Raw genomic sequence first — 12,956 nt, 5'->3', positions numbered from 1 at the left:
ATGGAACTGTCGATGAACCTGAAAACGAAGGCCGCGCGGGCGCTCGCGGCCGCGAGCCTCGCCGGCCCGCTCGCCGGCTGCGCGTGGTTCGCACCGAGCGGCGAGCCGCCCGCGATGCCGTCGCCCGCGCATTACGGCGCCGCGCCGCAAGTGCAGCAGACCGTCGCCGCGCAAGGCGTCGCGCAGCAATTCGAAGTCGGCGCGCAACCCGTGCCGGACTGGTGGACGCAGTACCGCTCCGATGCGCTGAACGCGCTCGTCGACGAAGGGCTGCGCAACAGCCCGACGCTCAGTGCGGCGTCGCATTCGCTGGATGCCGCGCGCGAACAGCTGCGCGGGCAGATCGGCAGCTCGATGCTGCCGTCGATCGACGCGGGCGGCCAGGCCACGCGCCAGCGTGCGCTCGGCGTGCCGATCCCCGCGCTCGGCGCGCCGACGCTGCTGTACGACACGTTCGTCGGGCAACTGCAGGCGAGCTATACGGTCGACCTGTTCGGCGTGTCGCGTTTCGCGAACCGCGCACTCGCGAAGCGCGTCGACGTCAGCGCGTTCCAGCTCGAATCGGCGCGCCGCGCGCTCGCCGCGAACATCGTCACCGCGTCGATTACGGTCTCGGTGCTCAACGCGCAGATCGCCACGACCGAACGGCTCGTCGCGCTCGCGAACGACCAGGCGCACGATGCGCAACGCCGCTACGCACTCGGCTCGGCGTCGCACAGCGACGCGCTGACCGCGCAGCAGAGCGCCGACACGTTCGCAGCAAGCCTGCCCGCGCTGCGCCAGCAGCGCGACTCGGCGCGCCATGCGCTGGCGGTGCTGGTCGGCCGCACGCCCGACCGGCCGCCCGCCGATCTCACGCTCGCCGACCTGCACCTGCCCGCGCAGGTGCCCGTGGTCGTGCCGTCGGACCTGCTGCAAAGCCGCCCCGACATCCAGGCCGCCGATGCGGGGCTGAAAGCGGCGGCGGCCGAAGTGGGCGTCGCGACCGCGCAGCTGTTCCCGCAACTGTCGCTGTCGGCGGCGATGGGTAAAGGCGGCTTCAGCTGGCCAACGATGCTGTCGGGCGCCGGCTCGATCTGGAACGTCGGCGCGTCGCTGAGCCAGCCGCTGTTCCACGGCGGCGCGCTGCTCGCGCAGCGGCGCGCGGCGAAGGCAACCTACGCGGCCGCAGTCGACCAGTACAAGCAGACCGTGCTGAGCGCGTTCCAGAACGTCGCCGATTCGCTTGCCGCGCTCGAGCACGATGCCCAGGCACTCGATGCGTCGTCCCGCGCCGCGCTGTCCGCGCGCGGCGCGTATGACGACGCGGCCGCCCGTGTGCGGCTCGGTGCATTGCCGCCGTCCGCCGCGCGCGCAAGCGAATTGCAATACCGCAACGCACGGCTCGACGAGATTCGCGCGACCGGCGCGCGCTTCGCGGATACCGCGCGGCTCTATCAGGCGATGGGTACGCCGCCGGCCGACGCGACCGGCAAGGCCGGGAAAGCCGGCACGGCCGGCAACGCGGATCAAGACGCCCCCGGCGCCCAGGCACGAGCGGCCACACCCGACGCGCCGCCGTCACCGCAATAACGCGCCCCTTCCTTCAGGTGCTCGGCGCGCGGAGCCCCCCGCGCGCCGATCTGCAATCTTCCGCTTGACCCTCACGTAGCGTAACGTTCGAGACTCCAGTGTGCGCACCGAACGGAGGACACCATGCGGCTGAAAGTGGGAGAACTGGCGAAACGCAGCGGACTGACCGTCCGCACGCTTCATCACTATCACGCGATCGGCCTCTTGACGCCTTCGGCGCGTGCCGACAACGGCTACCGGCTGTACGACCGCGACGACGTCGCCCGGCTCCACCAGATCCAGGCCCTGCGTCGCTTCGGACTGTCGCTCGCCGAAATCGGCGACTACCTGAACCAGCCCGGCACCCCGCTCGTCGAGCTCGTCGCGAAACAGATCGCGTCGCTCGACCACCAGCTCGCGCAAGCTGCGCAGCTGCGCGAGCGGCTCGTGCACCTGCACGCGCAGCTCGCCGCGGGCACCGAGCCGGAACTGGCCGATTGGCTCACCACACTGGAGTTGATGACCGTGTACGACAAATACTTTTCCGAGGAAGAACTCGCGCGCCTGCCGATGTACCAGAAGAGCCAGGCGGGCGACGCCGAATGGATCGCACTCGTCGACGACGTTCGCGCGCTGCACGACGCGGGCGTACCCGCCGAGGACGAACGCACCCGCGCGCTCGCCAGCCGCTGGATGACGCTGCTCGTGCGCGACACGAACAACGACCCGCGGCTGCTGGCGAAGCTGAACCTGATGCACGAACACGAACCGGCGATGCAGTCGAAGATCGGCATTTCGACCGCGCTGCGCGACTATGTGCTACGCGCGTCGTCGGAAACCAAGATGCGGATCTTCGAGAAGTATCTCGCGCCGGACGAGATTCGCTTCATGCGGGCGCACTACGGCGACCGTGCGATGGCATGGCCGCAACTGATGGGCGACGTGCGCGACGCGATCGATGCGGGCGTCGAACCTGCTTCGCCGGAAGGCCGCGCGCTCGCGCAGCGCTGGCTCGACCTGTTCTGCAGCTATGCCGGCCACGATCCGGCCACGCATGCGAAATTCCGCCACGCGATGATGAACGAGCCGGCGCTGACGCAGGATTCGTGGGTCGACGACACGCTGCTCGGCTTCGTGCGGGAGGCGATGGCGCAGCTTGCGCCAGCACGCTGATTCGCCGACGCCGCGCCCGGCGCGCGGGCCGCTTGCGTGCCGTACGCGTGCGTCGCCCGACCGAGGGTCGCCCATGCACCCACGACACGGCTATTCGTAGTTGTGCAGGCTGACTGCGCGCCAGTGCTTCGTCATGTAACGCAGGAACACGGGCCGAGCCTTCAGGTCCGCATTCGGCACGGGCGGCGCACCGCCGTCCATGACCTTGCCGTTGACAGTGACCCGCTCCTCGCCGCGCAGCACGTACTTCGCCCCCTGGTCGATCAGGAAGTACTTGACCTGGTCCGCACTGACGTCGCCGCGGCAGCCGATCTTGTACGCGAACAGGAACTGCTTGCGGCCGTTGCCGAGCAGGTCGGTCATTTCGATCGACGCCGGCACGACGTCGAGGATCACGTCGACTGGACATTCCTTCACGTAGTCGCGCACCGTCCAGTCGGGCTTGCCGTCGAGCGTCGCGGACACCTTGAGCTGAACGTCGTCGCCGGATTCGGTCCGGGCCAGCGTCACCGCATGCGCGCCGAGCGCATCGGCCCATGCGTAGTCGGCAGCCTGTGCCGGACCGGACAACGCAGCGGCAGCAACAGCGGCAACGAGAAGCAGCCTACGCAAAGGGAAGCGGATCTTCATCGACGATGGGCCTGGAATCGAACGCGCCATGATCGATAAAGCGGCCTGGCGATGCCAGCCACCTTCGCTCACCGGTCGCGCACCCCGAGCCCGAGGGCCTTCATCCGCCGGTACAGTGTGCGCTCGCTCATCCCGACGTGCTCGGCCAGCGCCTTGCGCGTGCCGTCGAACGTGCCCGCGATCCGCACGAGCTCCGCGTCCGACATGCCGCGCGCGTCCGCCGCGCGCGCCTGCGGCACCGCCGATGCCGCGACCAGCTCGGCCGGCAGATGCTCGACGCGAATCGTCCCGTCGTCCGCGAACAGGCACGCGCGTTCGAGCACGTTGCGCAGCTCGCGGATGTTACCGGGCCACGCATACGCATCGAGACACGCACGTGCGCGCTCGGTCAGCACGAACGGCCGCGCGAGCGCGTCGCCCGCGCCGGCACGTGCATTCGCGATTCGCCACAGGATCGATTCGGCCAGCAGCGCGACGTCGCCGCGCCGCTCGCGCAGCGCGGGCAGCGGAATCGGGAACGCGTTGATCCGGTAGTACAGATCCTGGCGGAACCGGCCGTCGTCGATCATCTCGCGCAGCGGTTTGTGGGTCGCCGCGACGAGCCGGAAATCCGCGCGCAGCGCCTCGACGCCGCCGACGCGCCGGAACGTCCCCGACTCGATCAGCCGCAGCAGCTTCACCTGCATCGGCAGCGGCACGTCACCGATCTCGTCGAGAAACAGTGTGCCGCCCTGCGCGGTCTCGACGAGGCCCGGCTTGCGCTGGTTCGCGCCGGTAAACGCGCCCTTCTCGTAGCCGAACAGCTCGCTCTCGAACAGCGTCTCGGCAATGCCCGAACAATCGACGACCACGAACGGCCCCATCGCGCGCTCGCTCGCCTCGTGCAACGCCCGCGCGAACAGTTCCTTGCCGGTGCCCGACTCGCCGAGCAACAGCACGGGCAGCATCGACGGCGCGACCCGCTGCAGCGCGCCGAGCGCCGCATTGAACGCGTCGGCGCCGCCAACGAGCCCTTCCGCGCTCGGTTGCGCGGACGCACTGCGTACCGTCGTCAGCCGCTCGACGTACGCGATCACGTTGCCGGACGCATCGAAGATCGGCCGCAGTTCGACGTCGACGTGCTCGGGGCCGCGCGGCGTATGGTGGATATGCAGCACGCGGTTCAGGCTGCGTGATTCGCGCGCCTGCTTCATCGGGCAATGCTCGCCCGCCTGGTCGCACGGCACGTCGTAGTGATGCGAGACCTGGAAGCAGTGCCGGCCCACGTGCTCGATGCCCGCCACGCCGAACTGGCGCCGATACGCATCGTTCGCCGCGAGGATGCGGTAGTCGGGATCGACGACGATCATCGGCTGCGGATCCTGTTCGAGATACGCGACGAGCGCGCGCACGTCGGGCATGACGTCGCGCGGCGACGCGGGAACGATCGGAATGGTGTCGTGCGGATTCATGCGGGGGCTCGATGACGGATGGCCGGACGAACTGCCAGGCTGACTGCCAATTCTGCCACGACACTGCCAAACATGGCAGTCCGGGGTGGCGACAACCGGTCGGCCGGACCCGCAGCGCACCGCGATCTCACCCAAAACCCGAACCGAATCAAGTACCTGCCAGATCGACTGGCGCTGTCGCACCGGCTGGCACGCTTCTTGATCGTCAGAACCCCGATTGCAGATGCAGAACCCGATCGAGGACATTCCCGTGAGCCATGCCCCCACGCTGTCGGTCGAAGGCTTTTTCGACCCGGCGACCCACACCGTCAGCTATCTGTTGCTCGATACCGCGAGCCGCGCGTGCGCGTTGATCGACAGCGTGCTCGACTACGACCCGAAATCCGGCCGCACGCACACCGCCAGCGCCGACCGGCTGATCGCGCGCGTCGCCGAACTCGGCGCGACCGTGCACTGGCTGCTGGAAACGCACGTGCACGCCGACCACCTGTCGGCCGCGCCGTACCTGAAGGCGCGCGTCGGTGGCCAGATCGCGATCGGCGCGCACGTGCGCCGCGTGCAGCACGTGTTCGGCACGCTGTTCAATGCCGGGCCCGGCTTCGCGGAGGACGGCAGCCAGTTCGATCGCCTCCTCGACGACGGCGACACGCTCGCGCTCGGCGCGCTGACGATCCGCGCGCTGCACACGCCGGGCCACACGCCCGCGTGCCTGACCTACTGCGTCGACGACGCGACGCAGCGGGCGGCGTTCGTCGGCGACACGCTGTTCATGCCTGACTACGGCACCGCCCGCTGCGACTTCCCCGGCGGCGACGCGCGCACGCTGTACCGCTCGATCGCGCGCGTGCTGGGCCTGCCGCCCGACACGCGCCTGTATCTGTGCCACGACTACCAGCCGGGCGGCCGCGACGTGCAGTTCGTGACGACCGTTGCCGAGCAGCGCCGCGCGAACGTACACGTGATGGACGGCGTGACCGAGGACGATTTCGTCGACATGCGCACCGCGCGCGACGCGACGCTCGACATGCCCGTGCTGATGCTGCCGTCCGTGCAGGTCAACATGCGCGCCGGCCACCTGCCCGAGCCCGAAAACAATGGCGTGCGCTACCTGAAGATCCCGCTCGACGCGATCTGAGCCGCCGCCCCGACCGGAGAACCCCCGACATGACCATCCGCACGCTGACCGACACGCTGTCGGTCTCGCCCCAGATCGCCGCGACCGACCTGCCCGCGCTGCACGCGGCGGGCATCCGCACGATCGTCTGCAACCGCCCGGACGGCGAAGGCCCCGACCAGCCGACCGTCGCCGAAATTCGCGCCGCCGCCGCGCCGCTCGGCATCGCCGTGCATTACCTGCCGGTCGATACCGGCAAGGTCACCGACGACCAGGCCGCCCAGTTCGGCGCGCTCGTCGCGTCGCTCGCCGGCCCGGTGCTCGCGTACTGCCGCAGCGGCACGCGGTCGGCGACGCTGTGGGCGTTGTCGCAAGCGGGCCGGCGCGCGCCGGCCGACCTCGTCGCGACGGCCGCCGCGGCTGGCTACGACCTCGGCGCGCTGGCGTCGCGCCTCGCGCAAGACGGCCGACAGGCCGCGCCGGCCGTCGACGCGCAGCACGACATCGTGATCGTCGGCGCGGGCGCGGCCGGCGTCGCGGTCGCGTCAAGCCTCCTCGCGCGCGACGCGTCGCTCGATATCGCGGTGATCGATCCGGCCGACACGCATTACTACCAGCCCGGCTGGACGATGGTCGGCGCGGGCGTGTTCCAGCCCGGCACGACCGCGCGCCGGATGGCCGACCTGCTGCCGCGCGGCGTGAAATGGATCCAGGCGGCCGTCGCCGGCTTCGAGCCCGACGCGCACGCGGTCGTGCTCGACGGCTGCCGGCGCATCGGCTACCGCAAGCTCGTCGTGTGCCCGGGGTTGAAGCTCGACTGGCACGCGATCGACGGCCTCGCCGAAACGCTCGGCCGCAACGGCGTCACGTCGAACTATCGCTACGATCTCGCACCGTACACGTGGGAGCTGGTGCAGGCGTTCCGCGGCGGCAATGCGCTGTTCACGCAGCCGCCGATGCCGATCAAGTGCGCTGGCGCGCCGCAAAAGGCGATGTACCTGTCGTGCGATCACTGGCGGCGCGCGGGCCGCCTCGGCGCCGCGAACGTCGAGTTCCTGAATGCGGGCGGCGCGCTGTTCGGTGTCGCCGACTACGTGCCCGCGCTGATGGAATACGTGAAAAGCTATGACATCGCGCTGTCGTTCGGCCACAACCTCGTCGCGATCGACGGGCCGGCGCGACGCGCGACGTTCCGGCGCGCGCTGCCCGACGGCGGCGCGGAAACCGTCGAGCGTCCGTTCGACATGATCCACGTCGTGCCGCCGCAGAAGGCGCCCGAGTTCGTACGCGCGAGCCCGCTCGCCGACGCGGCCGGCTGGATCGACGTCGATCCGGCGACGCTGCGGCACAAGCAGTTCGCGGACATCTTCGCGCTCGGCGACGTCACCAACACAACCAACGCGAAAACTGCCGCGGCTGCGCGCAAACAGGCGCCCGTCGTCGCGCACAACGTGCTCGTGTCGCTCGGCCGCGCGCACGGCGACGCCGCATACGACGGCTACGGTTCATGCCCGCTCACCGTCGAGCGCGGCAAGATCGTGCTCGCCGAATTCCTGTACGGCGGCAAGGTTGCGCCGACCTTTCCCGCGTGGCTGATCGACGGCAAGCGTCCGTCGCGGCTCGCGTGGCTGCTCAAGGAGCGCGTGCTGCCGCCGCTCTACTGGAAGGCCATGCTCAAGGGTCGCGAATGGCTCGCGAAGCCCGCGATCGCACGTTGACCGGAACCGGATGACACCATGCTGATTTCCCTCGTACTGGGCGGCTTCGTCGGCGCCGTGCTCGGCCTCACCGGCGCGGGCGGCGGGATTCTCGCGGTGCCCGCGCTCGTGGTCGGGATGGGCTGGCCGATGCAGCAGGCCACCCCCGTCGCGCTCGTCGCGGTGGCGGGCAGCGCCGCGCTCGGCGCACTCGAAGGCTTTCGTCGCGGGCTCGTGCGCTATCGCGCGGCGCTGCTGATGGCGGTGGCCGGCGTGCCGCTCACGACGCTCGGCGTGAAGCTCGCGCACGTGCTGCCGCAACGCGTGCTGCTGGCGCTGTTCGCGCTGACGATGCTGGTCGTCGCGAGCCGCCTGCTGCGGCAGGCGCTGCGCAGCGCGCCCGGCGATACCGACACGTCGCCGCTGTGCGTCGGCCGCATCAATCCCGATACGGGCCGGCTCGTGTGGTCCTGGCCGGTCGGGCTCGCGCTCGCGTCGACCGGCGCGGTGACGGGGCTGATGACGGGGCTGCTCGGTGTCGGCGGCGGCTTCGTGATCGTGCCGATGCTGCGCAAGTTCACCAACGTGTCGATGCACGGCGTGGTCGCGACGTCGCTGATGGTGATCGCGCTGGTCGGCACCGGCGGCGTGGTCGCGACGCTCGTGTCGGGCACGCGCGCACCGCTCGACATGATGCTGTGGTTCACGGTCGCGACCGCAATCGGGATGGCGGCGGGCCGCAGCGCGTCCCGGCACCTGTCCGCGCGGCACGTGCAGGCCGGCTTCGCGGCCGTGCTCGTCTGCGTGGCGCTCGGGTTGCTCGCGAAGGCGGCGTTCGGCGCGTAAGCCACGCGGCGCAGCGCAACGCAATCCACCAGACAAAACGCCCGGTCCGACTCGTCGTCGGCACCGGGCGTTGTTCATTGCGTTGGCAACCTGTGCGTCAGGACGTCGGGCCCTCAAGTCGCGAACGCGGCCATCCGCTTGCGCTCCTGACGCAGCATCACGAAGTTCGCGATCACGACGCCGGCCGTCACCGCGACGATGAACAGCGTCGCCAGCGCGTTCATCTCGGGGTTCAGGCCGAGACGTACGCGCGAGAACACCACGAGCGGCAGCGTCGTCGAGCCGGGGCCCGACAGGAACGCCGACAGCACGAGGTCGTCGATCGACAGCGTGAACGCCAGCAGCCAGCCCGCGATCAGCGCCTGCGAGATCAGCGGCAGCGTGATCGTGAAGAACACCTTCAGCGGTGTCGCACCCAGATCGAGCGCGGCTTCCTCGAGCGACGGGTTCAGTTCGCGCACGCGCGACTGCACGATGATCGCGACGTACGAGATGCACAGCATCACGTGGCCGAGCCAGATCGTGAACACGCCGCGCTCGGCCGGCCAGCCGATCCACTTCGCGAGTTCGATGAACAGCAGCAGCAGCGAGATCCCCTGGATCACCTCCGGAATCACCAGCGGCGCGTTGATCATCCCGCTGAACAGCGCGAAGCCGCGAAAGCGGCCCATCCGTGCGAGCACGAAGCCGGCCCACGTGCCGATGAACACCGACGCGAACGCGGTCAGCACGCCGATCTTCAGCGACAGCCACGCGGCCGTCAGCAGTTCGTCGTCCTCCACGAGCGCCGAGTACCAGCGGAACGAGAAGCCCGACCACACGGTGACGAGCTTCGACTCGTTGAACGAATAGACGATCAGGCTGATGATCGGGATGTACAGGAACGCGAAGCCGGCAAACAGCGCCGCGAACTGCAGGTAACGATTCGGCTTCATCGACGGCGGCCCTCCTGCTCCTTCGCCTGGAAGTGCTGGAACATCGCCATCGGCACGAGCAGCAGCAGCACCATCGCGCAGGTCACGGCCGACGCCATCGGCCAGTCTGCGTTGTTGAAGAACTCATTCCACATCACGCGGCCGATCATCAGCGTGTTCGCGCCGCCGAGCAGTTCCGGAATCACGTACTCGCCGACCGCCGGGATGAACACCAGCAGGCAGCCCGCGATGATGCCGTTCTTCGACAGCGGCAGCGTGATCTGCACGAATGCCCGCCACGGCTTCGCGCCGAGGTCGTACGCGGCTTCGAGCAGGCGCAGGTCCATCTTGACGAGGTGCGCGTACAGCGGCATCACGAGGAACGGCAGGTACGAATACACCATCCCGATGTAGACCGCGTAGTTCGTGCGGTACAGCTCGATCGGCGTGTGAGTCAGCCCGATCCACATCAGGAAGTTGTTCAAGAGCCCGTTGTTCTTCAGGATCCCGATCCACGCGTAGACGCGGATCAGGAACGACGTCCAGAACGGCAGCATCACGCCCATCATCAGCAGGTTGCGGGTCGCCGGGTTCGAACGCGCGATGTAATACGCCATCGGATAGCCGATCAGCAAGCACAGCAGCGTCGTGATCGCGGCGACCATCACCGAATTCACGTAGGTCGCGAAATACAGGCTGTCGGTGAGCAGGAACGCGTAGTGCGACAGGTTCAGCGCGATGTGCACCACGCCGTCCGCGTACGACGCGAGCTCCGTGTACGGCGGGATGCCGAGCTGCAGCTCCGCGAAGCTGATCTTCACGACCAGCACGAACGGCACGAGGAAGAACAGCACGAGCCACGTGTACGGCCCCGCGACGACCGCCGAGCCGCCGGTCAGGTTGAAGCGCCGCACGGGCCACGCGAGCAGGGACTTGAGCGTGCTCATGACGTCAGCACCACGCCTGCGGTCGCGCTCCAGCGCACGTAGATCTCGTCGCCGAGCGCCGGCGTGTCGAGCTCGGTGATCGCGAGGCTCGACACGTTCGCGATCACCGTCTTGCCCGCGTCGAGCTTCACGTGATACAGCGAATAGCCGCCCATGTAAGCGACGTTGCTGATCCTGCCGTGCGCCCAGTTGAACGCGCCTTCGGGCGGCTTGCGCGTGAGCGCGATCCGCTCGGGGCGCACCGACACCGTGACCGGCATCCCGAGCGGCCCCGTGATCCCGTGGCTCACGTACAGCCGGCTCGGCAACTCCGGCGATTCGATGTACACGTAGTCGGGTTCGTCCTCGACGGTGACGCCGTCGAACAGGTTGGTCGAGCCGATGAACTCGGCCGAGAAGCGGCTGTTCGGATATTCGTAGACTTCGTTCGGCGAGCCGATCTGCACGATCTGCCCTTCGCTCATCACGGCGAGCCGGTTCGCCATCGTCATCGCCTCTTCCTGGTCGTGCGTGACCATGATGCAGGTGACGCCGACCTTGTTCAGGATGTTGACGAGCTCGATCTGCGTGCGCTGGCGGATCTGCTTGTCGAGCGCCGACATCGGCTCGTCGAGCAGCAGCACCTTCGGGCGCTTGACCAGCGAACGGGCGAGCGCGACGCGCTGCTGCTGGCCGCCGGACAGCTGATGCGGCTTGCGCTTCGCGTACTTGCTCATCTGCACGAGTTCGAGCGCCGCGGCCACGCGCTCCTTCAGCTCGGCCTTCGGCGTGCCTTCCTGCTTCAGGCCGTATGCGACGTTCGATTCGACGGACATGTGCGGGAACAGCGCATACGACTGGAACATCATGTTCACGGGCCGCTTGTACGGCGGCATCTGTGCGAGGTCCTCGCCGTCGATCAGGATCTTGCCCGACGTGACCGTCTCGAGACCGGCAAGCATCCGCAGCAGCGTCGACTTGCCGGAGCCCGAACTGCCGAGCAGCGCGAACAGCTCGCCCTGGCGCACCGTCAGGTTCACGCTGCGCACCACTTCCGTCTCGCCGAATTTCTTGACGACGTCGATGATCTGGACAAAATTCTCGGCGCGCGCATCGGCGCCGGACGAAGGAACGAAGGACGGTGCGCCCGCGACCGGCGCACCCGACTGGCTATTCATGATGTGCTGCTTCTCTCCTGCGTTTGACGAACAAAGCCCCCGGGGGTACCAGGGGCTTCATGACTGCTGGGCAATGCCGGCTCGCGTCAGCGGCCCGATTTCAGCTCGGTCCACAGACGCGTCTGCAGACGCTGGATCTCAGGCGGCAGCGGCTTGAGCAGGAACAGCGTCTTCACGACGTCGGCCGGCGGGTAGACGGCCGGGTCGTTCGCGACGTCCGGCCGCACGTACTTGCGGGCCTCGGCGTTCGCGCTCGGGTAGTACACGGCGTTCGTGATCGCCGCGTGCACCTTCGGATCCTCGATGTAGTTGATCCACTGCAGCGCCGCGTCCTTGTTCTTCGCGTCCTTCGGGATCGCCATCACGTCGAACCACACCGGCGCGCCGCCCTTCGGAATGTAGTACTCGACCTTGTACGGCTTCTTCGCTTCGATCGCGCGATGCTTCGCGATCACGACGTCGCCCGACCAGCCGAACGCGAAGCAGATGTCGCCGCCGACCAGGTCGTTGATGTAGCCCGACGAGTTGAACTGCGTGATGTACGGGCGGATCTTCTTCAGCACGTCCATCGCGGCCTTGTAGTCGGCCGGGTTCGTGCTCATCGGATCCTTGCCGATGTAGTGCAGCGCCGCCGCGAACATCTGGTCCGGCGCGTCGAGCACCGACACGCCGCAGGTCTTCAGCTTCGAGAGGTTTTCCGGCTTGAACAGGATGTCCCAGTTGTCGAGCGGGACCTTGCCGAGCGCCTGTTGCGCCTTCGTCAGGTTGTACGCGAGGCCGGTCGTGCCGTACGCCCAGGGCACCGAGAACTTGTTGCCCGGGTCCGCACCGGCGACGAGCGCCATCAGTTGCGGATCGAGGTACTTGAGGTTCGGCAGCTTCGACTTGTCGAGCGGCGTGAAGATGCCGGCCGCGATCTGCTTGCCCGCGTAGTTGCTGGTCGGCACGACGATGTCGTAACCCGAGCTGCCCGTCAGCAGCTTCGCCTGCAGCGTATCGTCGCTGTCGTAGTTGTCGTAGCGGACCTTGACGCCCGCCTGCTTCTCGAAGTTCGGGATCGTGTCCTTCGCAATGTAGTCCGACCAGTTATAGACATTGAGCTGCGTATCCTTCGCTGCTGCCGCCGATGCACCCACGCACAGCGCGAGCGCTGCGAACCGGCCCACTACCTTTGCTTTCATCCCGTTCTCCCTCCGGCCGGACCGTGTGTCCGGCTGCCGTCTGCCTCGTCATGGCGGCACATTCTGGCGCGCCGCCCCTCGAAAACCCCGAAAACTACCATCATTCGCGCTGCGTCACAAAAAAATCATGGCGGTGTCGCGCAAACGGAACAGATTCCCGCGACAAGCCGCGCGGGCGGCCCGTGCGGCGGGGCGTTCCGGGGGAATTCTATCGGGTAATCGGCGGCTGTCCATCAGGAAAAGAAAGCGGCGCCGAAACCGTCCGAACGGGTGGCCATTGCCCCGCCGACATCGC

General features: G+C 68.2%; 11 protein-coding genes. 5 read left to right on the top strand and 6 right to left on the bottom strand.

The window, feature by feature from the left end; genetic code table 11:
• The gene (locus GEM_RS08315) at window positions 1–1,572 is read left to right on the top strand and encodes an efflux transporter outer membrane subunit (RefSeq protein WP_014896965.1); all 1,572 of its coding nucleotides are present in this window, start codon (window positions 1–3) and stop codon (window positions 1,570–1,572) included.
• Window positions 1,573–1,695: 123 nt separating this feature from the next.
• Window positions 1,696–2,724, top strand: coding sequence for a MerR family transcriptional regulator (locus GEM_RS08310; protein ID WP_014896964.1), 1,029 nt, complete (start codon window positions 1,696–1,698; stop codon window positions 2,722–2,724).
• Window positions 2,725–2,814: 90 nt separating this feature from the next.
• Here the strand turns inward: GEM_RS08310 and GEM_RS08305 are convergent, their stop codons facing one another.
• Both GEM_RS08305 and GEM_RS08300 read right to left on the bottom strand, forming a co-directional pair.
• Window positions 2,815–3,354, bottom strand: a complete 540-nt coding sequence (locus tag GEM_RS08305) for a M949_RS01915 family surface polysaccharide biosynthesis protein (protein ID WP_014896963.1) — start codon at window positions 3,352–3,354, stop codon at window positions 2,815–2,817.
• A 68-nt stretch (window positions 3,355–3,422) separates the two neighbouring features.
• Window positions 3,423–4,805: a sigma-54 interaction domain-containing protein gene (locus tag GEM_RS08300; protein WP_014896962.1), complete on the bottom strand. Its 1,383-nt coding sequence runs from the start codon at window positions 4,803–4,805 to the stop codon at window positions 3,423–3,425.
• Between the two features lie 223 nt (window positions 4,806–5,028).
• Between GEM_RS08300 and GEM_RS08295 the strand changes: the two genes are divergently transcribed.
• The 3 genes from GEM_RS08295 to GEM_RS08285 are packed head-to-tail and all read left to right on the top strand — an operon-like array spanning window position 5,029 to window position 8,462.
• Window positions 5,029–5,940 carry an MBL fold metallo-hydrolase gene (locus GEM_RS08295; RefSeq protein WP_014896961.1) on the top strand — a complete coding sequence of 304 codons (912 nt, stop codon included), beginning with the start codon at window positions 5,029–5,031 and terminating at the stop codon, window positions 5,938–5,940.
• 29 nt (window positions 5,941–5,969) lie between these two features.
• Window positions 5,970–7,637, top strand: a complete 1,668-nt coding sequence (locus GEM_RS08290; protein WP_014896960.1) for a bifunctional protein tyrosine phosphatase family protein/NAD(P)/FAD-dependent oxidoreductase — start codon at window positions 5,970–5,972, stop codon at window positions 7,635–7,637.
• 18 nt (window positions 7,638–7,655) lie between these two features.
• Entirely contained in the window at window positions 7,656–8,462 is an 807-nt protein-coding gene (locus tag GEM_RS08285) for a sulfite exporter TauE/SafE family protein (RefSeq protein WP_014896959.1), read from the top strand.
• 113 nt (window positions 8,463–8,575) lie between these two features.
• Here the strand turns inward: GEM_RS08285 and GEM_RS08280 are convergent, their stop codons facing one another.
• The 4 genes from GEM_RS08280 to GEM_RS08265 all read right to left on the bottom strand — a co-directional run bounded on the left by GEM_RS08280 (window position 8,576) and on the right by GEM_RS08265 (window position 12,661).
• A complete protein-coding gene (locus GEM_RS08280) occupies window positions 8,576–9,397 on the bottom strand; it encodes an ABC transporter permease subunit (RefSeq protein WP_014896958.1) in 822 nt (273 codons plus the stop codon).
• Window positions 9,394–10,323, bottom strand: a complete 930-nt coding sequence (locus GEM_RS08275) for an ABC transporter permease subunit (protein ID WP_014896957.1) — start codon at window positions 10,321–10,323, stop codon at window positions 9,394–9,396. The genes GEM_RS08280 and GEM_RS08275 overlap by 4 nt, the downstream gene beginning before the upstream one ends.
• The gene (locus GEM_RS08270) at window positions 10,320–11,480 is read right to left on the bottom strand and encodes an ABC transporter ATP-binding protein (protein ID WP_014896956.1); all 1,161 of its coding nucleotides are present in this window, start codon (window positions 11,478–11,480) and stop codon (window positions 10,320–10,322) included. The genes GEM_RS08275 and GEM_RS08270 overlap by 4 nt, the downstream gene beginning before the upstream one ends.
• Window positions 11,481–11,566: 86 nt before the next feature.
• Window positions 11,567–12,661 carry a polyamine ABC transporter substrate-binding protein gene (locus tag GEM_RS08265; protein WP_014896955.1) on the bottom strand — a complete coding sequence of 365 codons (1,095 nt, stop codon included), beginning with the start codon at window positions 12,659–12,661 and terminating at the stop codon, window positions 11,567–11,569.
• Between the last annotated feature and the right edge of the window lie 295 nt (window positions 12,662–12,956).

The sequence above is a fragment of the Burkholderia cepacia GG4 genome, assembly GCF_000292915.1.
In the GTDB taxonomy this organism is placed as follows: domain Bacteria; phylum Pseudomonadota; class Gammaproteobacteria; order Burkholderiales; family Burkholderiaceae; genus Burkholderia; species Burkholderia cepacia_D.
This window is presented reverse-complemented; position numbering and strand designations above follow the sequence as displayed.